At 72.4% G+C, this 20,338-nt stretch carries 19 protein-coding genes; 7 read left to right on the top strand and 12 right to left on the bottom strand.

The features are described 5' to 3' along the window. Window positions 1-82: 82 nt before the first annotated feature. Window positions 83-961 carry a LysR substrate-binding domain-containing protein gene (locus HHX31_RS05700; protein WP_169945802.1) on the bottom strand — a complete coding sequence of 293 codons (879 nt, stop codon included), beginning with the start codon at window positions 959-961 and terminating at the stop codon, window positions 83-85. Between the two features lie 124 nt (window positions 962-1,085). Here HHX31_RS05700 and HHX31_RS05695 point away from each other — a divergent pair, with 124 nt between their 5' ends. Continuing rightward, window positions 1,086-1,805, top strand: coding sequence for an SDR family oxidoreductase (locus tag HHX31_RS05695; RefSeq protein WP_169945800.1), 720 nt, complete (start codon window positions 1,086-1,088; stop codon window positions 1,803-1,805). 134 nt (window positions 1,806-1,939) lie between these two features. Then, a complete protein-coding gene (locus tag HHX31_RS05690) occupies window positions 1,940-3,448 on the top strand; it encodes a peptide MFS transporter (protein ID WP_169945798.1) in 1,509 nt (502 codons plus the stop codon). A gap of 7 nt (window positions 3,449-3,455) precedes the next feature. On the opposite strand, the gene HHX31_RS05685 is transcribed toward HHX31_RS05690, so the two are convergent. After that, window positions 3,456-4,877, bottom strand: a complete 1,422-nt coding sequence (locus HHX31_RS05685; protein ID WP_169945796.1) for a PLP-dependent aminotransferase family protein — start codon at window positions 4,875-4,877, stop codon at window positions 3,456-3,458. A gap of 64 nt (window positions 4,878-4,941) precedes the next feature. On the opposite strand from HHX31_RS05685, the gene HHX31_RS05680 reads away from it, so the two are divergent. Beyond that, window positions 4,942-5,580: a YitT family protein gene (locus HHX31_RS05680; RefSeq protein ID WP_169945794.1), complete on the top strand. Its 639-nt coding sequence runs from the start codon at window positions 4,942-4,944 to the stop codon at window positions 5,578-5,580. 112 nt (window positions 5,581-5,692) lie between these two features. Here the strand turns inward: HHX31_RS05680 and HHX31_RS05675 are convergent, their stop codons facing one another. Next, on the bottom strand, window positions 5,693-6,256 hold the full coding sequence (locus HHX31_RS05675) for a hypothetical protein (protein ID WP_169945792.1): 564 nt from the start codon (window positions 6,254-6,256) through the stop codon (window positions 5,693-5,695). 27 nt (window positions 6,257-6,283) lie between these two features. Between HHX31_RS05675 and HHX31_RS33545 the strand changes: the two genes are divergently transcribed. Next, window positions 6,284-6,466, top strand: a complete 183-nt coding sequence (locus HHX31_RS33545) for a hypothetical protein (protein WP_211589356.1) — start codon at window positions 6,284-6,286, stop codon at window positions 6,464-6,466. A 67-nt stretch (window positions 6,467-6,533) separates the two neighbouring features. Further along, the gene (locus HHX31_RS05670; protein WP_169945790.1) at window positions 6,534-8,291 is read left to right on the top strand and encodes a glycoside hydrolase family 15 protein; all 1,758 of its coding nucleotides are present in this window, start codon (window positions 6,534-6,536) and stop codon (window positions 8,289-8,291) included. 16 nt (window positions 8,292-8,307) lie between these two features. On the opposite strand, the gene HHX31_RS05665 is transcribed toward HHX31_RS05670, so the two are convergent. Next, complete coding sequence (locus HHX31_RS05665) at window positions 8,308-9,213, bottom strand: hypothetical protein (RefSeq protein ID WP_249345650.1); 906 nt, start codon at window positions 9,211-9,213, stop codon at window positions 8,308-8,310. Window positions 9,214-9,256: 43 nt separating this feature from the next. Then, complete coding sequence (locus HHX31_RS05660) at window positions 9,257-10,219, bottom strand: LD-carboxypeptidase (RefSeq protein WP_169945788.1); 963 nt, start codon at window positions 10,217-10,219, stop codon at window positions 9,257-9,259. A 31-nt stretch (window positions 10,220-10,250) separates the two neighbouring features. Between HHX31_RS05660 and HHX31_RS05655 the strand changes: the two genes are divergently transcribed. Beyond that, entirely contained in the window at window positions 10,251-11,129 is an 879-nt protein-coding gene (locus tag HHX31_RS05655; RefSeq protein WP_169945786.1) for a sulfotransferase, read from the top strand. 9 nt (window positions 11,130-11,138) lie between these two features. Here HHX31_RS05655 and HHX31_RS05650 read toward each other — a convergent pair whose 3' ends face one another. From HHX31_RS05650 to HHX31_RS05630, 5 genes are all read right to left on the bottom strand, one after another. After that, on the bottom strand, window positions 11,139-13,025 hold the full coding sequence (locus tag HHX31_RS05650; protein WP_169945784.1) for an ABC transporter ATP-binding protein: 1,887 nt from the start codon (window positions 13,023-13,025) through the stop codon (window positions 11,139-11,141). Window positions 13,026-13,151: 126 nt separating this feature from the next. Then, on the bottom strand, window positions 13,152-14,018 hold the full coding sequence (locus tag HHX31_RS05645; protein ID WP_169945782.1) for an enoyl-CoA hydratase/isomerase family protein: 867 nt from the start codon (window positions 14,016-14,018) through the stop codon (window positions 13,152-13,154). A gap of 199 nt (window positions 14,019-14,217) precedes the next feature. Continuing rightward, a complete protein-coding gene (locus tag HHX31_RS05640; RefSeq protein WP_093173121.1) occupies window positions 14,218-14,433 on the bottom strand; it encodes a helix-turn-helix domain-containing protein in 216 nt (71 codons plus the stop codon). 115 nt (window positions 14,434-14,548) lie between these two features. Further along, window positions 14,549-16,147, bottom strand: coding sequence for an ABC-F family ATP-binding cassette domain-containing protein (locus HHX31_RS05635; RefSeq protein ID WP_169945780.1), 1,599 nt, complete (start codon window positions 16,145-16,147; stop codon window positions 14,549-14,551). A gap of 177 nt (window positions 16,148-16,324) precedes the next feature. Then, entirely contained in the window at window positions 16,325-17,116 is a 792-nt protein-coding gene (locus HHX31_RS05630) for an acVLRF1 family peptidyl-tRNA hydrolase (protein WP_249345648.1), read from the bottom strand. A 118-nt stretch (window positions 17,117-17,234) separates the two neighbouring features. Here HHX31_RS05630 and HHX31_RS05625 point away from each other — a divergent pair, with 118 nt between their 5' ends. Beyond that, on the top strand, window positions 17,235-18,551 hold the full coding sequence (locus tag HHX31_RS05625) for an EAL domain-containing protein (protein ID WP_311931604.1): 1,317 nt from the start codon (window positions 17,235-17,237) through the stop codon (window positions 18,549-18,551). A 13-nt stretch (window positions 18,552-18,564) separates the two neighbouring features. Here HHX31_RS05625 and HHX31_RS05620 read toward each other — a convergent pair whose 3' ends face one another. Beyond that, window positions 18,565-19,170: a response regulator transcription factor gene (locus tag HHX31_RS05620; protein WP_169945776.1), complete on the bottom strand. Its 606-nt coding sequence runs from the start codon at window positions 19,168-19,170 to the stop codon at window positions 18,565-18,567. Further along, the gene (locus HHX31_RS05615; RefSeq protein ID WP_169945774.1) at window positions 19,167-20,333 is read right to left on the bottom strand and encodes a sensor histidine kinase; all 1,167 of its coding nucleotides are present in this window, start codon (window positions 20,331-20,333) and stop codon (window positions 19,167-19,169) included. Before HHX31_RS05615 ends, HHX31_RS05620 begins: the two co-directional genes overlap by 4 nt. Window positions 20,334-20,338: the final 5 nt, after the last annotated feature.

The following is a 20,338-nucleotide window of genomic DNA, read 5'->3' as shown; positions in this document are numbered from 1 at the left end:
GCATGTCGCACGCGTGGCATGCATCGCATCACAAAGATCAGCCGCCGACAAGACCCATCGGAAAGCCCGGCGCGGGCGGGGTTCAGCCCTGCGATTCGACGGCGATCCCGACGAACTCCTGGATCAGCGGGCTGCGGCGGGTGGCGTCCCAGGCGAGGTGGACCTGACTGGGCGGCAGGTCGCGCACGGAGACGTGGACGACGTCGGGGCGGGTGTAGAAGGCCGCGGTGGACATCGGGATGATGACGATCCCCTGACCGGCGGCGACGTGTTCGAGCTTCTCCTCGACCGTGCGGATCCGCGGCACCGTGTTTCGGGAGGCCGTGTTCTGGGAGGCCGTGGCGGTCTCGGTGGCGACGTCCCGCCACTCGGGGACGGCGGCCGGGTCCTGCAGGAGGCGCTCGTCGGCGAGATCGGCCACGCCGACCTCGGCCTTGCCCGCGAGGCGGTGGCCGGCGGGCAGCGTGACGACCCGGGGCTCGGACAGCAGGTGGCGCGTGCGCAGTCCGCGCCGCTCGATCGGCAGGCGGACGTAGCCCACGTCCACGCAGCCGTCGCGGATCATCTCGGCCTGGTCGTACCAGCTCATGCTCAGCACCTCGACGGTCAGGCCGGGGTGGCGGGCGGACAGCGCGCGGACCGCGGGGGTCACGATCAGGCCGGGCACGAACCCCACGGCGAACACGCGCGGGCCGCGGGCGGCCCGGCCGACGCGGCGGCGCAGCGCGTCGGCGGAGGCCAGCAGGGGGCGGGCGTCCTCGAGCAGCTGCCGGCCCGCCGGGGTCAGCTCGCTCGCCCGCCTGTCCCGGAAGAACAGCTGCGCCCCTAGCTCGTTCTCCAGCGCGCGGATCTGCCGCGACAACACGGGCTGCGCGATGTGCAGCGCCTGCGCGGCCCGGCCGAAATGCAGCCGCTCGGCGACCGCGACGAAGTAGCGCAGCTTGCGCAGGTCGACGTCCACCGGCATCTCCTCCGCCCCCTGATGCCCTCAGGGTATTACAGCGGCCAGGAAGGGTCTTGGACGGCGGGACCCGGACGGCAGCATCGTGAAGGGGACAGAACGGCACTACCGAAAGGCCCCTCTCATGAACCTCACCGGACAACGCGTCGTCGTCCTCGGCGGCACCTCCGGCATCGGCCTCGCCACCGCCGAGGCCGCCGCCGCCGAGGGCGCGGAGGTCGCGGTGGTGTCCAGCAGGCGCGCCAGCGTCGACCGGGCGCTGGCCGCGCTGCCCGGCGGGACCGTGGGGAAGGTCGCCGACCTCGCGGACCCCGGCCGTGTGCGGGCGGTGCTCCAGGAGATCGGCGGACTCGACCACCTGGTGTTCACCGCCGGCGAGGCGCTGGACCTCATGCCGGTCGCCACGCTCGACCTCGCCGCGGCCAGGGAGTTCTTCACCCTGCGCTACTTCGGCGCCCTGGCCGCCGTGCAGGCCGCCGCCCCCCTGATCCGCGCCGGCGGCTCGATCACCCTCACCACCGGTGTGGCCAAGGACCGGCCGGGCCCTGGCTGGGCCGTCGCGGCGAGCGTCTGCGGCGCGATCGAGTCGCTGATCCGCGCGCTCGCCGTCGAACTCGCCCCGGTCCGCGTCAACGCCGTCTCACCCGGGGTCGTCCGGTCGCCCCTGTGGGCCTCGATGGACGAGGCCGGCCGGCAGGCGATGTTCGACGGAGTCGGCGCGGCCGTCCCCGCCGGACGGGTCGGCGAGGCGGGCGACGTCGCACCCGCCTACCTCTACTGCATGACCCAGGGGTGGGTCACCGGCACGGTCCTCACCGTGGACGGCGGCGCGATCCTGGTGTGAACCCGCCCCTCCCCGCCCGGCCGGGGGCCGGGCGGGGCCCTCGGCCTCGCCCCCACGCCGTCATCACAATCGGACAAATAGGACGTAAAGGCAGGTAAGGTACATTGACGATGCGTGACCGGGGGGGAGAACGCATGGCATCAGGAAGATCAGGTCCGACGGCCGACCAGCGGACGTTCTTCGGCCATCCACAGGGGCTGGCCACGCTGTTCGGCACCGAGATGTGGGAGCGCTTCAGCTACTACGGCATGCGCGCCATCCTCGTGCTGTTTCTCACGGCGCCCGTCGCCCGCGGCGGCATGGGCCTGCCTGAGACGACCGCCGTCGGCGTCTACGGTGTCTACATCGCCTCGGTCTACCTGCTCGCCCTCGCGGGCGGATGGCTGGCCGACCGGGTGCTCGGCGCGCGCAGGACCGTGCTGTGCGGCGCGCTGGTGATCATGGGCGGCCACATCAGCATGGCGATGCCCATGGCCGGGGGGTTCGTCTGGCTCGGCCTCGTGCTGATCGCGCTGGGCAGCGGACTGCTCAAGCCGAACATGTCCGCGCTGGTGGGCGAGCTGTACCGGCACGAGGACGACGCCCGGCGCGATTCCGGCTACACGATCTTCTACATGGGCATCAACCTGGGCGCCTTCCTCGGCATCATGGTCGTGCCCTGGCTCCAGACGGGCGGCCGCTGGCACCTCGCCTTCGGCGCGGCGGCGGTCGGCATGGCCATCGGCCTGGCGCAGTACGTGCGAGGCCGCTCGACCCTGTGCGGCGCCGGCGAGGAGCCCGAGCACCGGCTCACCCCTGCCGAGGAGCGGCGATTCAAGCTCGTCGCGGGCCTCTCGCTCGCCGTCGGCGCGACCGCGCTGACCCTGTGGGCGCTCAGCGGCACGCTGACCGTGGACCGTTTCGCCCTCGTGCTCACGGTGGTGACGGCGGTCGTACCGGTCGCCTACTTCGTCTTCCTGTTCAGCTCCCGCGAGGTCACCGCCGACGAGCGGACCGGGCTGTCCGCCTACGTGTGGCTGTTCCTGGCCTCCGCGATCTTCTGGCTCGTCTACGACCAGGCCGGCAGCGCGCTGCTGCTGTTCGCCAAGAACAACACCGACCTGGACGTGTTCGGCTTCGCGATCCCGCCGGGCTGGGTGGGCAACGTCAACTCGCTGGCGATCATCCTGTTCGCCCCTCTCTTCGCCCAGATGTTCCTCAGGGCGGGCACCAGGATCAGCACGCCGTTCAAGTTCGCGGTCGGCCTGGTGGTCGTCGGGCTGAGCTTCGTCGTCATGTCCGTCGCGGCCGGCGTCGCCTCCAGCGGGGTGAAGGTCTCGGTCATGTGGCTGCTGTCGGTCTACCTCATCCAGACCGTCGGCGAGCTGTTCCTCAGCCCGGCCGGGCTGTCGGTCACCAACAAGCTCGCCCCCCGGGCGTTCGAGAACCAGCTCATGGGCCTGTGGTTCCTCTCCATGGCGCTCGGCGACTCCGTCGGCGGTCAGGCGTACCGGCTGACCAAGGTCGTGCCGATGCCCGCGTACTACCTCATCCTCGCGCTCGCCGCGATCGCGGCGGGGCTCGTCATGCTGGTGTTCGTCCGCAGGCTCCGCACGCTGATGGCCGAGCACAGTCACGTGCCGCCCGTGCCCGCTCCCAGCTGAGGACCGGTCACAGGAACGGCGTGAGCGGCTCGCACGGCCGATAGCCGGCGGGATCGCGGGCGATGCGGCGCACCGCCTCCTCAAGCACGGCCGGCGGCTGCGTGAACGGCAGCCGCAGATACCGCGCCAGCGTGCCGTCCACGCCGAACCACGGCCCAGGAGCCAGCCGTACGCCGCGGGCGGCGGCGGCCCCGGCTACGGCGTCCGCCACCGGCCCGTCCAGCCGGACCCACAGCGAGCCACCGCCGCGCGGCACCCTGAACGCCCAGGCGGGCAGTTCCTCGCGCAGGACGGCGGCGAGCGCCGCGCACGACGCCCCGAGCGCGTGGCGGCGCTCGGCGCGCGCCTCCTCGATCCGCTCGAACAGGCGCGCCACCACGAGCTGCTCGAACACCCCGCCCGCGATGTCCACGGCGGCGCGCAGCCCGGCCAGGCGGCGCACCGTCGCGGCGCTCGCCCTGATCCAGCCGACCCGCAGGCCGCCCCACCACAGTTTCGAGGCGGACCCGACGCTGATCACCCGGCCGTCGGTGTCGAACGCCGCCAGCGGCGCCGCCCGGGCCGTGTCGTCCAGGGCGATCTCGGCCCAGCTCTCGTCGGCGATCAGCGTGACCCCGTGCCTGCGGGCCGCGTCCACCAGCGCCCGGCGGTCGTCGTCGGACATCAGGTGTCCTGTCGGGTTCTGGAAGTCGGGGATGACGTAGGCCAGGCGGGCCGCCGACTGGCGCATCGCACCGCTCACCAGGTCGAGATGCCAGCCGTCCTCCTGGACGCCCACCGGCACCAGGCGGGCGCCCCGCAGCCGCACCGCGTCGATCGCGTGCGGGTAGGACGGCGACTCGACCAGCACCGGGCCGCCCGGCTCGGCGAACGCCGACATCAGCAGGTGGACGGCGTGCTGGGCGCCGGCCGTGACGAGGATCTGTTCCGGCCGGGTGGGCAGGCCCCGCTCGCCGTACCTGCGGGCGACCGCCTCACGCAGCGGCGTGAGCCCGGCCGGGTGGTAGCCCGATCCCAGCGCGTACCTGTGGTAGGCCCGGCCCGCATCCTCGACGGCCTCGCCGAGCAGGACGGTCGCGGGCGGCGCGGCGGCGTGCAGCGGCAGCAGCCCGTCCTCGTCGGAGGCGAGCCACGGGTTGTCGGTGCCCAGGGCGCCGGGGTCCGGCAGGGCCGTACGGCTTCCCGACCCCTGCCTGCTCTCCAGGTAGCCCCGCCCGCGCAGCCGGTCGTACGCCGCGGTCACCGTGGTGCGGCTCACCCCGAGCGCGTCGGCCAGGTGCCGCTCGGCCGGCAGGCGCACCCCCACGGCGAGCCGCCCGTCGAGGATCAGGCCGCGCACCGCCTCCGCGAGCTCCCGGTAGTAGGGCCGGCCGTCCGGCGGCACCCGGACGAGCCTGGCGAGCTGGGGCGCGCTGAGATACCGATCCATGAAGGCCAATTTCGCCGATTGGCTCTTTTCTGGCAACTCCGCGCGGCTGCACCATGGGCGGACTATGACCGAACTGTCCATTCCTCGTCCCCGTTCGCTCCCCCTGCGGCTCCTCCGCCTCTACACCGGCCTCGTGCTCTACGGCGCCGGCATCGCGCTGCTCGTCAGGTCCGGGCTCGGCCTCGACCCCTGGGAGGTCTTCCACCAGGGCATGTCGGTGCGCACCGGATGGTCGATCGGCCTGTGCATCAACCTCGTTGGCGCGGCGGTGCTGCTGCTGTGGATCCCGCTGCGGCAGCGGCCGGGCCTCGGCACGATCAGCAACGTCCTGGTGGTCGGCACCAGCGCCGACGGCGCGATGGCCCTGGTCCCCGCGCCCTCGGCGTGGCCCGTGCAGTGGGCCTTCCTGATCGGCGGCATCATCGCCATCGCCGCCGCCTCGGGGCTCTACATCCACGCGGGCTTCGGCCCTGGGCCGCGCGACGGCCTCATGACGGGCCTCAACCGGCTCGGCCTGTCGATCCGGCTCGCCCGCACGATCGTCGAGATCAGCGTCCTCGCCGTGGGCTGGGTGCTCGGCGGCACGGTCGGCGTCGGCACGGTCCTGTTCGCCGTGACGATCGGCCCGGCGACCCAGGTCTTCATGCGGCTGTGGGCCCCGGCCGGGGACACCGCCACACCGCCGGGCACGAAGCCGTCATAACGAAGGATGGCCTGCCCGCCGGGGTCGTCGCGACGGCCCTCGGCGAGAAGCCGGAGCAGCGCCTGACCGCGCGGCCTACAGCGGATCGGGTGCCAACGCCCCCGTCAGCCGGTCAGCCTTTCCCCGAAGCGGACGGACTCGCCGACGGAGCGCTCGCGTCCGTGATCAGCCTTGGCGCGATCAGCTTCATCAGCGCCAGCACATCAGCCGCGTTGTCCCGCCCCTCGACGCCTATCTCCAGCGCTATGTTGATCTCCGCCTTCCCCCGTACGAGAAGTGCGTGGGCGTCGTTGTCCTCGCCATGGGCAGAGGCGAAGTAGTACCCGACGGCCCCCGGCACGATCTCCGGCAAGGGCGACGCTCCGGCGGCGACTTGCTCCTCCACAGCTTCTCGGAATCCTCCGGGTGTCAGTTGGATCTGCAGCAACTGGAGACGCTCACCCTCGGGCTGGTAAACGGCGCAACCGCCCGCCCCGAGACCGTCGGCCACCGAGAGGTCGAAGGACCCCCGCACCAACGGGTCGCGTACGCCGGTCATGAGTTCCACCGCTCTCGTCGGGATGTAGCCGCACACGTACGGAGGCTCTGCCACCGTCGGAAGGGGATCCTGGTCGACCGCCTTTTTCTCGCTGTGCTGGCACCCTGTCAGCGATAGCACCGCACCGATGAGAGCCATCGCCCGAACCGCGGCAGAACTCGTCACATGTTCTCCGAACGCGTGGAAGAAGCCCTGGTCCAACTGGGCTCGACGGCCCTCCAACGTGTCGCGCATCTCGCGTACGGCCGCCAGGCCCGAGGTGTCGAGGCCGAGGCGTCGCAGGGTCCGGTCGACTATCGGCGAGAAGCGGCGAAGGAAAAGATTACGTTCGCCTTGCCACGGCGGTAAAGCCATTCGATCGCGCGCGATCGAACCGCGGATGTGGGGGAAGGCCCGAGCCGGGTAGCGTGGCGGGATGCGGATCGAGGACTACGCACTCGTGGGCGACATGCAGTCGGCCGCCCTCGTCGGCCGGAACGGCTCGATCGACTGGCTCTGCCTGCCCCGCTTCGACTCCCCCTCCTGTTTCACCCGCCTGCTCGGCGACGAGACCAACGGCTTCTGGCGGCTGGCCCCCGTGGGGCAGGAGCAGGCCACGCGCCGCTCGTACGTCGAGGACACGCTCATCCTGGAGACCGTCTGGGAGACGCCCACGGGCGCGGTCAAGGTGATCGACTTCATGCCGCCCCGGCACGCGAACCCCGATCTCGTACGGATCGTGGAGGGCCTGTCGGGGACCGTGGAGATGACGACCGAGATCCGCATCCGGTTCGACTACGGCCGCATCGTCCCCTGGGTGCGGCGCACCGACGGGCACCTGCACGCCGTGGGCGGCCCCGACTCGGTCTGGATCCACTCCCCCGTCCATCTGCGGGGGAGCGACTACCGGCACGAGGCGACGTTCACCGTCTCCGCCGGTGAGCGGGTGCCTTTCGTGTTCACCTGGCACCCCTCCCACCAGCCGGAGCCGGAGCGGATCGACCCGCTGGAGCAGCTCACGGAGACCAGGCTCATGTGGGAGGAGTGGGTCTCCCACTGCGGTCACCAGGGCCCGTGGCGCGACGCCGTGGTCCGCTCGCTCATCACGCTCAAGGCCCTCACCTACAGCCCGACCGGCGGCATCGTCGCCGCGCCGACCACCTCCCTGCCCGAGCACCTGGGCGGGGTGCGCAACTGGGACTACCGCTACTGCTGGCTGCGCGACGCGGCGATGACGCTCGACGCGCTGACCGGTTCTGGATACGTCGAGGAGGCGGACGCCTGGCGTTCCTGGCTGCTGCGCGCCATCGCCGGCCGCCCCGAGGACGTACAGGTCCTGTACGGCGTGGCCGGCGAGCGCCGGCTGCCGGAGATGACGCTCGACTGGCTGCCCGGCTACGAGAACTCGGGGCCCGTGCGGATCGGCAACGGCGCGGCGACGCAACTGCAGCTCGACATCTACGGGGAGTTCGTCGACGCCCTCTACCAGGCGCGCAAGCAGGGCATGGGACCCGACGACCACGCCTGGGCCCTCGTCACCAAGATCATGGAGTTCTTCGAGCACAACTGGGACCAGCCCGACGAGGGGCTGTGGGAGGTGCGCGGCCCCCGCCGCCATTTCGTCCACTCCAAGGTCATGGCGTGGGTCGCGGCCGACCGCATGGTCCGCGTCATCGAGGAGCTGGGCAGGCGCGGCGACGTGGAGCGCTGGCGCGCGCTGCGCGACCGCATCCACGCCGAGGTCTGCGACAAGGGCTTCGACCCGGGACGCAACACCTTCACCCAGTCCTACGGCTCACGCGAACTGGACGCCGCGCTCCTGCAGATCCCGATCGTCGGCTTCCTGCCGCCCGACGACCCCCGCGTCATCGGAACCATCGAGGCAATCGAACGCGAGCTCATGACCGACGGCTTCGTCCTGCGCTACCCGCTCGCGGAGGACAACCCCGTCGACGGCCTGCCGGGCGGCGAAGGCGCCTTCCTCGCCTGCAGCTTCTGGCTAGCCGAGGCCCGCGCCCTGACCGGGCGGCACGACGAGGCCGTGGAGCTGTTCGAACGCCTCGTCGCCCTGTCGAACGACGTCGGCCTCCTGGCCGAGGAGTACGACCCCGTGGCGCGCCGCCAACTCGGCAACTTCCCCCAGGCCTTCACCCACATCCACCTGATCCGCACCGCCCTGGCGCTCAGCCCCTGAGCGTGTCCGGCAGTCCCTACGGCTGGCCGGCGATGCGGGCCAGCAGCCGGGCGAACTCCGGCGGCGGGGCGACGACCAGGCGGGTCTGCCCGTCGTGGCTGACGAGGTCGGCCTGGATGCGGGTCAGCTTGCCCCTGCGCCACCAGTACACGTGCGGGCTGAGTCCGTCGGCCCGGCCGCCGTGCTCCCGGTGGGCGAAGATGCGCAGGCGCTCGATCGCGCGGACGACGCCGATGCCGGCCACCGGATGCACCGCGATCATGCCGCGGTGCGGCAGCACGGCGAGCATGCCGTCCTCGGGCACCTCCGTGTACGCGGGCAGGCGGCGCAGGTGGGCCGCGGCGCTGGGCGCGGTCAGCAGCGACACCTCGGTGCCGCCGAGGTCGAGGCGCGACACGACGGGCCGCTCGTCGGTCAGGGCGTTGCCGATGGCCACGTCGAGCGCCTCGGCCGGCGGGATCGGCCAGCAGAACGCCTCCTCCGGGCGCACCGGCCGGGCGCCGACGGTCAGCACCTCGATGAGGTCGGCGCTGAGGTGGCGGCCGATGATCCGGGAGGGGTCGGGGAAGGCGGGGTCGTCGGCGGCGTGGACCCGGGTGCGCAGCAGCGGCTTGATCGGCGTGAGGTTGCACGCGTCAAAGGGCTCGCCGGAGACGGCGTGGGCCAGGTGCTCGGAGACCAGCATCGGCCAGTCCTCGCGGCTGCGGCGGCCGGCCTCCCTGCGCAGGCCGACGAGGTTCACGACCCGCTCGCGGTCGGGCGAGGTCAGCGTCAGCGACGTGCCGTCGGCCGCGAACCCGCAGGCGTAGCCCATTGTCTCGGCGACCAGGGCGAGCAGGGAGTCGAGGTCGACGTCCTCTACGGATCTAGGGGCGGGATGTTCTGGCCGCGTCCGGCTGAGCAGTCGCCGCAAGAGTCCCAACGCACCATCCCTTCGCCACCGCCCGGGTGCGTCCGGGCGCGTCTCAGGTTGCCGCGTCTGAGTCGCGGAAAGTGCCCGAGATAGAGCACAATTCGGTATCGATAGCCACATTCGTCTCCAACCACATCGCCATCTGTGGTGCGCCGTGCCCGACGGGCAGGCCCGCGACGATCGGCACGCCCAGCGGAGCAAGGCGTTCCGCCAGCATGGGCAGCGGGTCTCCGCAGTCCACCCATGACCCCAGCGCGATGCCCGCCGCGCCGTCGAGACAGCCCGCCTGCAGCAGTTGCGTCACCATACGGTCGATCCGGTACGGCTCCTCGGTCACGTCCTCCAGCAGCACGACACGGCCCCGCGCCCGCAGCGCGTACGGCGTGCCGCACAGGGCGGCGAGCAGCGCCAGGTTGCCCCCGGTAAGCCTGCCCTCGCCCCGGCCTGGCACGATCACCCGGTCGCCGGTGACGGGCGCGGGCGCGCCGCCCTCGAACAGCGCCTCGCGCAGGTGCGCGAAAGTGGCAGGCTCCGGCCCCTCAGGGCCGCCGATCGTCTCGGTCGCCGGCATCGGCCCGAACAGCGTCGCCAGGCCGAGTCGCTCGGCGAAGGCCCGGTGCAGCGCGGTGATGTCGCTCGACCCGAGCAGGATCTTCGGCCCGGCCGCCGCCATCGCGTCCCAGTCGAGCAGCCCGAGCAGCCGGGTCACGCCGTAGCCGCCCCTGGCGCACACGACCGCCGCCACCCCTGGATCGCACCACGCGTCCCGCAGGTCGGCCGCCCGTGCGACGTCCGGCCCGGCGAGGTAGCCGTCCCGGGCGAGGATCGACGCCCCGTGCACGACCCGCAGCCCAAGCCCTTCCAGGACCTCGGTGCCGCGCTCCAGCCGTACGGGATCGACCGGGCCGGCCGGCGCGACCAGAGCGACCGTGTCGCCGGGCCGCAGCCGCCGGGGCAGGACCGGTACCGTTATCGAGGCGTCACCGCCCGCCCCGTCGCGGAAGCGCTCGCTCACCCTTCAAAGGGTGTCAGACTTAGCGGTATCTATGCGACCTCCGACGCACATCCTCGTGGTCAACGGTGTCAAGGTCCGCCGTCCGGTGTTCGTGGTCGCCGCCCCGCACTCCGGCGCGGACCTGCTGGGCCGTGCGCTCAAGCGCTCGCCCGGCTTCCACATGACCATGGGCAGGGGTCCGGTGGCGCGGGTCGTCTACGCCTTCGCCAGGAGACCGTCGATCGCCCGTAGCGGCGGCGCCCCGCAGGTGCTGCGCGACGTGCTCGCGGAGGCCTGGCAGGTGGTCCCCGCGGCGTGCGCCGAGTGCACGACCGCCTGCCGGGAGGCGGGCGGCATCGTCGGCGCCGGCCCCTGCGCGGAGCCCGGCGCGCTGTCCCGGTTCGGCGACGCCAGCCCCGATCTGCTCTACAGCGCGCCCGTGCTGCTGCGGGCGTTCCCCGACGCCCGGTTCATCCAGATCATCCGGGACGGCCGCGACGTGGTCGCCGACATGCTGGCCGACCCCGCCTGCATGACCTGGGTCAAGCCCCACATGCTGAGCGAGGACGCCGAGTTTCCCAACCCGTTCCTCGGCGTGCGCTCGGCCGAGCACCGCGAGCGCTGGGCGCGGATGCCGCCCGCGGGCAAGTGCGCCCTGCGCTGGCGCGGCGCCGTACGGCTGAGCGCGGCACTGCGCCGCGAACTGCCCCCCGAGCACCTGCTCACCCTGCGGTACGAGGACATGGTGACCGCGCCGGGAGAGGCCATCGACGCGGTGTCGTCCTTCCTGGAGACCAAGGTCTCCACGATCGCGCTGTACGGCGCACGGGTCCCCCGGCCGGGGAGCTGGCGGGGGCGGCTGTCGGCCGGGGACGCCGAGCTGGTGGAGAAGGTCGCCAGGGACGAGCTCACCCGCCTCGGCTACCGCTGAGGGCCGTGGTCAGGACCCGTCCTGGTCCGCGCCGGTGAACTGGGTGCGGTACAGCTCGGCGTAGGCGCCGCCCCGCTCCAGCAGTTCCTCGTGCCGCCCCCGTTCCGCGACCCTGCCGTCCTCGATCACCAGGATCGTGTCGGCCTCGCGGATGGTCGACAGCCGGTGGGCGATCACCAGCGACGTCCTGCCCCGCAGGGCCGTCTTCAGCGCCTGCTGCACCGCCGCCTCGGACTCGGAGTCCAGGTGGGCGGTGGCCTCGTCGAGCACCACCACCCGCGGCGCCTTCAGCAGGAGCCTGGCCAGGGCGATGCGCTGCTTCTCCCCTCCCGACAGCCGGTAGCCGCGGTCGCCGACGACCGTCTCCAGCTCCTCGGGAAGGTTCTTCACCAGGTCGGCGATCTGGGCCGCGCGCAGCGCCTCCCAGACCTCCTCGTCGGTCGCCTCGGGACGGGCGTAGCGGAGGTTGGCGCCGATCGTGTCGTGGAACAGGTGGGCGTCCTGCATGACGACGCCGACGGTCTCCTTGATGCCGTCGAGGGTGGCGTCGCGGACGTCCACGCCGTTGAGGCGCACGGCGCCCTCGTCCACGTCGTAGAGGCGGGACACCAGCGAGGTGATGGTGGTCTTGCCCGCGCCCGAGGGGCCGACGAGCGCCACCAGCTCGCCCGGGTGCGCGGTGAACGTCACACCCTTCAGCACCTCCTGCGAGGGCCCGGTGTCCGGGCGGGCCACCGACTCCAGCGACGCCAGCGACACCTCGGACGCGGCCGGGTAGCGGAAGCGGACGTCGTCGAACTCGATCGTGACCGGCCCGTCGGGGATCGGCCGGGCGTCCGGCTTCTCGGCCACCATCGGCTTGAGGTCGAGCACCTCGAAGACCCGGTCGAAGCTCACCAGCGCCGTCATCACGTCCACGTGGACGTTCGACAGGCTGGTCAGCGGGCCGTACAGGCGCATGAGCAGGGACGACTGGGCGACCAGGGTGCCGAGCGCGAAGGCCCCGGAGATCGCGAGCACGCCGCCGATGCCGTAGACGAGCGCGGTCGCCAGAGCGGCGACCAGGCCGAGCGCGATGCGGAACACTGCGCCGTACATGGCGACGGTCACCCCCACGTCGCGGACCCGGCCCGCGCGCTCGGAGAAGTGGGCCGCCTCGTCGTCCGGCCTGCCGTACAGCTTGGCGACCATGGCCCCCGCGACGTTGAACCGCTCGGTCATCACCGAGCTCATCTCCGCGTCGAGTTGCATCTGCTCGCGGGTCAGCGCGGACATCCGCCGGCCGACCCACTTGGCCGGGAAGATGAAGATCGGCAGCAGCACCAGCGCGACCAGCGTGACCTGCCACGACAGCACGAGCATGGTGGCGAGCACCATGACCAGGCTGACGACGTTCGACACCACGGACGACAGCGTGCTGGTGAGGGCCCGCTGCGCCCCGATGACGTCGGTGTTCAGCCGGGAGACGAGCGCGCCGGTCTGGGCGCGCATGAAGAACGCCACCGGCATGCGCTGCACGTGGTCGAAGACCTCCGTGCGCAGGTTGTAGATCAGGCCCTCGCCGATGCGCGCGGAGAACCAGCGCTGCAGCAGGCCGAGCCCGGCGTCCAGCACCGCGAGCGCTCCGATCGTCACGGCGAGCCACACCACCACGTCGACCCGCCCGGGGGTGATGCCGTAGTCGATGATCGCCTTCATCAGCAGCGGGTTGGCGACCACGATGACCGCGTCGACCACGACCAGCGCGAGGAAACCGGCGATCTGCCTGCGGAACGGCCGGGCGTAGGCGGCGATGCGCCGTACGGTCCCCGGCGCGATCCGCTCCTTGGTCACGGAGCTGTCTCGCCGTAAGGACCGCATCGCCTGGAAGCCGTAGCCTCCGTTCATCATCGACATATGTGGTACATCCTCCCAGGCGTGCAGCAGTGGGAGGCCTCCCCCGATTCCCCGGTCAGCTCGAAGCGAACAGCGCCCGCAGGCGCCACGAGTACGCCGGCCCCCGATCCGGCGCGAGCACCGCCGTCAGTTCGGCGCGGAAACTCCCCCGAAGAGCGCTCGGATGCGCGCGACCTGCTCGGCACGCTCGGCGGCGGCCTGCTCCTCCAGCGTGCGTCCCGGCGCGGCCCGCAGCAGCCTCTTGGTTGCGGCCGCGGCGGCGCGGTCGGTCGCCAGCAGCGCGGCGGCCAGGTCGTCCACGGCCTGGGCCAGCTCGGACACGGGCACCGCGAGCTCGGCCAGGCCGAGCCGTACGGCCTCGGCGGCCCCCACGGTACGCGCGGTCAGGCAAATCTCGATGGCCCGGGGAACGCCCACGATGTCGGTCAGGGGCTTGGTCCCGGTCAGGTCGGGAACCAACCCCAGCGCGGGCTCCTTCATGCAGAACCTCACGTCGTCCGCGACGACCCGCAGGTCACACGCGAGCGCGAGCTGGAAGCCCGCCCCGATCGCGTGGCCCTGCACGGCGGCGATCGACACGATCTCCGGCCTGCGCAGCCACAGGAAGCCTTTCTGGGCCTCCTCGATCCGCTGCTCGAACTCCGTGTCGCCGAGCGCGGCGGCGCTCGAGAACGACCCCTGCCCGGGCACCCCCTCTGGTTTGAACATCCGCAGGTCGATCCCGGCTGAGAAGGACGGCCCCTCGCCTCTGACCACGACCACTCTCACCTGCTCCGGAAGGGTCTCCCCTATCCGGGCCAGGGCCGACCAGGTGGCGAACGTCTGCGCGTTGCGCTTGTCCGGCCGGTCCAAGGTGACGGTCGCGATCTCGCCGTCCACCTCGAAGCGCACTCCGACCTCGGCCGGCTCCGCCGCCGAGATCGTCGACACATCGGAGCCGCCGCCCGTCTCGGGGACGTGCTCCGGATTCCCCCCCACTGCCGCTTCCGCCATGCCATGCTCCTGCGTCCTGTGCGGAGCGGCGTCGCCTCGCACGGCCGGTCCGGTGCGGCGCACCGTCCGTGCCGGCGTCCGCCCTCCTGTCCATCTCGCGGTCGCGCCCGAGCTTACCGAATATCGTTCTGGCGAGCCGGACGCGGTCGCTCCTCCTGCAGGAACGAGCGGCTGCGGTCGCGCGTCTTGAGGTGGATCGTTAGCGCTTCGACTTGCCCCGGGTCGCGCCGCCGCGCCCGCGCAGAGTCACTCCGGACTCGCTCAGGATGCGGTGGATGAACCCGTACGACCTGCCCGTGGAGGCGGCCAGCGCGCGGATGCTCTCACCCGCGGCGTACCGCTTCTTGAGATCGGCGGCCAGCTTTTCCCGGTCGGCCCCGGTCACCCGGGTGCCCTTCTTCAGAGTCTCAGCCACGAGTACCTCCTGTAGTGCCAGACTTCCGCAGCGTTACTTCAGCCCATGATCAGTCATTTCGACGGGATCGGCTACCTACTCCGCGGGAAAAGATCCCTACCCGCTCAAATTAAGATCAGGCAAGCGCCACAAGATCGGAAAATTCGTCGCTCCACGCGTCCTCGACTCCGTCCGGCAACAGAATCACCCTATCCGGAGTCAGCGCCTCCACCGCGCCCTCGTCATGCGTGACCAGCACAATCGCGCCGGTGTAGGAGCCGAGGGCGGCCAGCACCTGATCGCGGGAGGCCGGATCCAGGTTGTTGGTGGGCTCGTCGAGCAGCAGCACGTTGGCGCTCGACAGCACCAGCGTCGCGAGGGCGAGACGGGTCTTCTCCCCGCCCGACAGGACCCCGGCGGGCTTGTCCACGTCGTCGCCGGTGAACAGGAACGACCCCAGCACCTTGCGCAGGTCGACGTCGGCCAGGTCGGGCCCGGCCGACCGCATGTTCTCCAGGACCGTGCGCTCGGGATCGAGCGTCTCGTGCTCCTGCGCATAGTAGCCGATCTTGAGCCCGTGGCCGGGCACGACCTCGCCGGTGTCGGGCGTCTCGATGCCGCCGAGCAGGCGGAGCAGGGTGGTCTTGCCCGCGCCGTTGAGGCCGAGGATGACGATGCGCGAGCCCCGGTCGACCGCCGCGTCGACGTCGGTGAACACCTCCAGCGAGCCGTACGACTTGGACAGGCCGCGTGCGGTCAGCGGCGTCTTCCCGCAGGGCGCGGGGTCGGGGAAGCGGAGCTTGGCGACGCGGTCGGAGCGGCGCTCCCCCTCGACGCCGGAGAGCAGTCGCCGCGCGCGCCGCTCCATGTCCTGCGCGGCCTTGGCCTTGGTGGCCTTCGCCCGCATGCGGTCGGCCTGGGACATCAGGGCGGTGGCCTGCCGCTCGGCGTTGGCCCGCTCGCGCTTGCGCCGCTTCTCGTCGGTCTCCCGCTGGGCCAGATAGGCCTTCCAGCCGACGTTGTAGGTGTCGATCACGCAGCGGTTGGCGTCGAGGTGGAGCACCCGGTTTACCGTCGCCTCAAGAAGGTTGACGTCATGGCTGATGATCACCAAGCCGCCCTGGTGGGAGCGCAAAAACTCACGAAGCCAGCCGATCGAGTCCGCATCGAGGTGGTTTGTGGGCTCGTCGAGCAGGAGAGTCTCCGCTCCGGAGAAAAGAATGCGTGCCAGTTCAACCCGCCGTCGCTGACCGCCGGACAGGGTCTCCAGCGGCTGGCCGAGGACGCGGTCGGGCAGCCCGAGGCTGGAGGCGATCGAGGCCGCCTCCGACTCCGCGGCGTAGCCGCCGAGGACGTGCAGGCGGTCCTCCAGGCGGCCGTACGCCCGCACCGCCCGGTCGCGTGCGCGCGAGTCCGTCGCCGCCATGCCGGCCTCCGCCTCGCGCAGTTCGCGGAGCACGTCGTCGAGGCCGCGAGCCGACAGGATGCGGTCTCGCGCCAGCACGCTCAGGTCGCCGGTGCGGGGGTCCTGCGGCAGGTAGCCGACGCTGCCGGAGATCGCGACCTTGCCCGCGGCGGGCAGGCCCTCTCCGGCCAGGACCTTGGTGAGGGTGGTCTTGCCCGCTCCGTTGCGGCCGACGAGGCCGATCTTGTCGCCCGGGTTCACCCGGAACGACGCGCCCTCGATGAGCAGGCGTGAGCCGGCGCGGAGTTCGATGTCAGTAGCAATGATCATGATGAAGGGGACACTCCCGTGGGTGATGAGGTCAGGATCGGCACCGGGGAACGATCAGTCGGGAGCGCGCATGGCCTCCAGTGTAGTGCCGCCGTCCCCACGACCGCCTGGGCCAAAACGACCCGTAGCCGGGCGCGGAACCCGTCCCCGCCCTGGGCTCCGCGCCGCGCCGCCGCCTCAGGGGTCGACCAGGCGGATCCGTACGGCGCGGAACTGTTCCGGTGTGGCCTCCAGGACCGTCAGCCTGGGGTCGGGGACCGTGAGGAACGGCCCTGTCTCCAGCGCGAACACCGGCGCGAGCCGCCGGTCCCGCCTGATCTCGTCGATCGAGCGCCGGTCGCCGCCGAGCACGACGGCCTGCAACTCCCCGAGCCTCGGCACGAGCACCCCGACGGCCACGTCGGCGGCGGCCCGCAGCGCCTCGGCCGACTGCTTGTCCCTGCGCCGGGCGAAACGCTGCTGCGACCACCCGCCCGCCGCACTGCGCCCGTGGACCTGGCGTGAGCCGGCCTTGCCGGTGACGAGGCGGGCTCCGGTGAAGACTCCCGCGGCGTGCCCGCCGAGCCGGGCCAGCAGCACGCCGACGGTCCGCTCGCGGCACACGTGGGCGACCAGCGCCGCGGCGGGCGGGGGAAGGCGGAACCCGCCCTCCTGTCCGTCGTCCGCGGGGCCGTCGGGAGCGTGACCGCGTCCGCCTCCCGCCGCGCCGTCGTCCCGCCCGTCGTCCGGCGGCGGCTTGACGGGCTCCCTCGGCGGAGACGACGGCGCCATCGGCGCGGGCCTCAGCGGCGGGAACGGCACGTGGCACTCCGCGACCGCGCCGTCGGCGGCGTCGAGGCGGACCACGTCCGGCAGCAGGACGGCCTCAACCTCGCCGTGCCGCTCGGCGAAGCGCGAGATCCATCCCGCGAGCCGCTCGGGGGCGACCGGGACCCACCTGCCCCCGCCGGCGGCGGGCCGTGCCGTCATGGCTGATCAGCCTACCCGTGCGGCTGTCTGCCGTATTCCGTCCAACTGGTGGGGAAATGTAGGTGAATTTCGTTCCACGAGCGTCAACGTCCCGGTCCTGACGTCCCACAATTCAATCGTGTCGCTCCCCTCTCCCTCCGCGGCGCCGTCCGCCGCGAGCCCTCAGCACGTCCCGGCGCCCGGCCCGGCCGCGGCGACCCCGTTCCCCGCGGATGCCGCGCAGGGACAGGGCGCCGCGGGCATCGTGCGGAGATACACCCCCGCGGCCTACCCCCAGCCGGCCTCCCCCCAGCCGTACGACCAGCGCGCGTACCCGCCCGCGCCCGGCTTTCCCGACGACCGTCCGGCCGCCCCGCTCTTCCTCCCGGTGGTCGACCTTGACACCGGCGGCGCGGTGGCCGTCGAGGTGGCGGCTCCGGGCACGGAGGGCGTGGCCGGGGCGGTCAGCGGCGTGCTCGCCGCCGCGCGTGAGGAGGCCCTGCTGCCTCTCGTCCTGCCGATCTCCGCCGCCGCCGTCGCCGAGGGCTCGGCCGGCCTCGCGCCGCTGCACGAGGCGATGCGGACGTGCGGCCGGCGTCCGCGCGAGGTCATCCTCGCCCTCACGGGCGATGCGATGGCAGGCGAGCGGACGGCTCTGCTGTCCGGCATCGACGGGCTGCGCGCGGTGGGCTACCTCATCGCGTTCGCCGGGCTCGGCTCCGCCCCGCTGCCGCTCGACCTGCTCGCCGACGCCTCGCCGTACATGGTCGCGCTGTCCGCCGACCTGGTCGAGCGGGCGCCCCGCGACCCCCGGCGCGGGGCGCTCGCGGAGTCGCTGGTCCGCCTGGCGCGCGGCGTCGGGGCGCACGTGCTCGCCCCCGGCGTGCGGGACGAGACGGGGCTGGCGGCGGTACGCGGCTGGGGCATCAGGCTCGCCCAGGGCCCCCTGCTCGCGCCGTCCGGCTGGCGGCCCTCACACGGGTACAACCGCGTCCACGTGCCGCTGCCGGTGCCGGAGGCCGTCGTCCCCACCGCCACGCTTGGTCCCCGCGTGCAGGAACTCCTGCTCCCCGCCGTGACGCTGCCGGCCGAGTCGACCGCCGAGGAGGTGGTCGCCGTGCTGAGCGCCGAGCCCTCGATCACGAGCGTGATCCTGGTGGACGAGTATCAGCGCCCTCAGGGCAGCATCGACCGCAGCCGGTTCCTGCTCTTCATGGCCGGGGCGTACGGCCACGCGCTGCACGCGAAGAAGCCGGCCGGCCGCCTGGCGGACACCGCGAAGATCGTGGCGAAGACGACCCCGGTGATCGCGGCCATGCAGGTGGCGGGGCGGGACAACACCCGCGTGTACGACGACCTCGTGGTGGTCGACGAGGTCGGCAGGTGCCTGGGCGTGGTCCGGGTCGGCGACCTGCTGCGGCACGCCGCCGACCTCCAGTCGCGGCCGGCCCGCTGAGCCCGCTCCGCGGTCAGAGCCAGCCCTGCGCCTGGGCCTTCTGGACGGCCTCGATCCGGTTGCGCGCGCCGGTCTTGTGGATGGCCGCCGACAGGTAGTTGCGCACCGTGCCCTCCGACAGGTGCAGCCGCAGCGCGATGTCGTTGATCGTCGAGCCGTCCGCCGCCGCGGACAGCACGTCGCGCTCACGCGGCGACAGCGGGTTCGGCCCCGCGCTTAGCGCGGCGGCGGCCAGCCCCGGATCGATCACGCGCTCGCCCCGCAGCACCCGCCTGATCGCGGCGGCCAATTCGCTCGCCGGGCTGTCCTTCACCAGGAAGGCCACCGCCCCCGCCTCCATCGCGCGGCGCAGATAGCCGGGCCTGCCGAACGTCGTGAGGATCACCACCTTGCATCCGGGGACCCGCAGGCGCAACTCCTCGGCGGCGGAGATCCCGTCCCTGCCGGGCATCTCGATGTCGAGCAGCGCGACGTCCGGCTTGGTCGCCTCGGCGACGCCGATCACCTCGTCGCCGTCCGCCGCCTCTCCGACCACCTCGATGTCAGGCTCCAGGCCGAGCAGGGAGGCGAGCGCTCCCCTCACCATGCTCTGGTCCTCCGCCAGCACGACCCTGATCACTGGCCCAACCTATCCGCGGTCATCTCGGCCGCACGGTCCAGGGGCGGCCGAACCGCCACCCGCACCCTGAACCCATGCCTGCCGGCCTCGACCTCCAGGCTCCCGCCCGCCGCGCGCACCCGCTCGCCGAGCCCGGTGAGGCCGTTGCCCGGCTCGTACGCGCCGCCGCCGTTGTCGGCGATCTCCAGCACCGCGCCCTCCTCGCCGTACGACACGTCGATCTCGCAGCGGGTGGCCCCGGAATGCCGTACGACGTTGGTGGTGGCCTCGCGCACGGCCCAGGCGAACAGGCCGTCGAGGTCCTCGGGCAGCGGGGTGCCGCGGGTGCGCACGGTGAGGGCGACGCCGGCGGCGCCAAGCGCCGACCTGGCGCCGTCGATCTCCTCCGACAGGCGGCGCCGGCGGTATTCGCTGACGGCCTCGCGCACCTGGGCCAGCGCCTGCCGCGCCACCGACTCGATGTCCGCCACCTCCCCTGCGGCCTTCGGCGAGCCCTGCTCGCCCAGGCGGCGGGCCAGTTCGCTCTTGAGCACGATGAGCGAGAGGCTGTGTCCCAGCAGGTCGTGCAGGTCCCGGGCGATCCGCAGCCGCTCCTCCGTGGCGGCCAGCCTGGCGACCTCGCTCTGTGCCTGCCTCAGCTGGACGACGAGGATACGGGTGTTGCGGACGCTCACGAACAGCACGCCGAGCGTGATGATCTGCAGCACGAGCGCCCACACCATACCGTCGTCGGCGCCTATGACCTTGCCCTCGGCGAGGACGAGCCCACCCATCGCCGCGATCCCCAGCAGGGCGCGGCGAGGCGGCAGGCCCATCGCGTAGACCACCACCATGTAGACCGGCAGGGTCAGCCAGGAAGGGCTCCGGAAGATCAACGGGAAGACGGCCGCCATCGTCGTCACGACGCCGAGCAGATGGAACATCCACCGGGGGTGGTGGTCGAGATCGCGCGGCCCCAGCACGACCGCCAGATAGGCGGCCACGAAGGCCGCGAGCGCGCTCATCCACCAGACCGCCCGCGCGCCGCTCACCGTGCCGTCGATCACCTCGGACACCGGGTAGAAGAGGTAGATCAGGCCCAGCGACATGCCCATCAGGCGCCTCAGGCGGGAGGGACGCTCGTCGATCCCGCCGAAGGTGAACACGTTGGCCAGCCAGCTCATCCCGC

Origin of the sequence: Microbispora sp. H11081 (assembly GCF_012999535.1) — a bacterium.
Classification (GTDB): Bacteria; Actinomycetota; Actinomycetes; order Streptosporangiales; family Streptosporangiaceae; genus Microbispora.
Note: the sequence above shows the minus strand (reverse complement) of the source record. Positions and strands in the feature narration are given on the sequence as shown.

Bases quoted from the DNA above. Each gene is read 5' to 3' on its own strand.
- HHX31_RS05695 (WP_169945800.1), top strand. From the start codon at position 1,086: ATGAACCTCACCGGACAACGCGTCGTCGTCCTCGGCGGCACCTCCGGC.
- HHX31_RS05690 (WP_169945798.1), top strand. From the start codon at position 1,940: ATGGCATCAGGAAGATCAGGTCCGACGGCCGACCAGCGGACGTTCTTC.
- HHX31_RS05685 (WP_169945796.1), bottom strand. From the start codon at position 4,877: ATGGATCGGTATCTCAGCGCGCCCCAGCTCGCCAGGCTCGTCCGGGTG.
- HHX31_RS05680 (WP_169945794.1), top strand. From the start codon at position 4,942: ATGACCGAACTGTCCATTCCTCGTCCCCGTTCGCTCCCCCTGCGGCTC.
- HHX31_RS05675 (WP_169945792.1), bottom strand. From the start codon at position 6,256: ATGGCTCTCATCGGTGCGGTGCTATCGCTGACAGGGTGCCAGCACAGC.
- HHX31_RS33545 (WP_211589356.1), top strand. From the start codon at position 6,284: ATGTTCTCCGAACGCGTGGAAGAAGCCCTGGTCCAACTGGGCTCGACG.
- HHX31_RS05670 (WP_169945790.1), top strand. From the start codon at position 6,534: ATGCGGATCGAGGACTACGCACTCGTGGGCGACATGCAGTCGGCCGCC.
- HHX31_RS05655 (WP_169945786.1), top strand. From the start codon at position 10,251: ATGCGACCTCCGACGCACATCCTCGTGGTCAACGGTGTCAAGGTCCGC.
- HHX31_RS05650 (WP_169945784.1), bottom strand. From the start codon at position 13,025: ATGTCGATGATGAACGGAGGCTACGGCTTCCAGGCGATGCGGTCCTTA.
- HHX31_RS05645 (WP_169945782.1), bottom strand. From the start codon at position 14,018: ATGGCGGAAGCGGCAGTGGGGGGGAATCCGGAGCACGTCCCCGAGACG.
- HHX31_RS05635 (WP_169945780.1), bottom strand. From the start codon at position 16,147: ATGATCATTGCTACTGACATCGAACTCCGCGCCGGCTCACGCCTGCTC.
- HHX31_RS05630 (WP_249345648.1), bottom strand. From the start codon at position 17,116: ATGACGGCACGGCCCGCCGCCGGCGGGGGCAGGTGGGTCCCGGTCGCC.
- HHX31_RS05615 (WP_169945774.1), bottom strand. From the start codon at position 20,333: ATGAGCTGGCTGGCCAACGTGTTCACCTTCGGCGGGATCGACGAGCGT.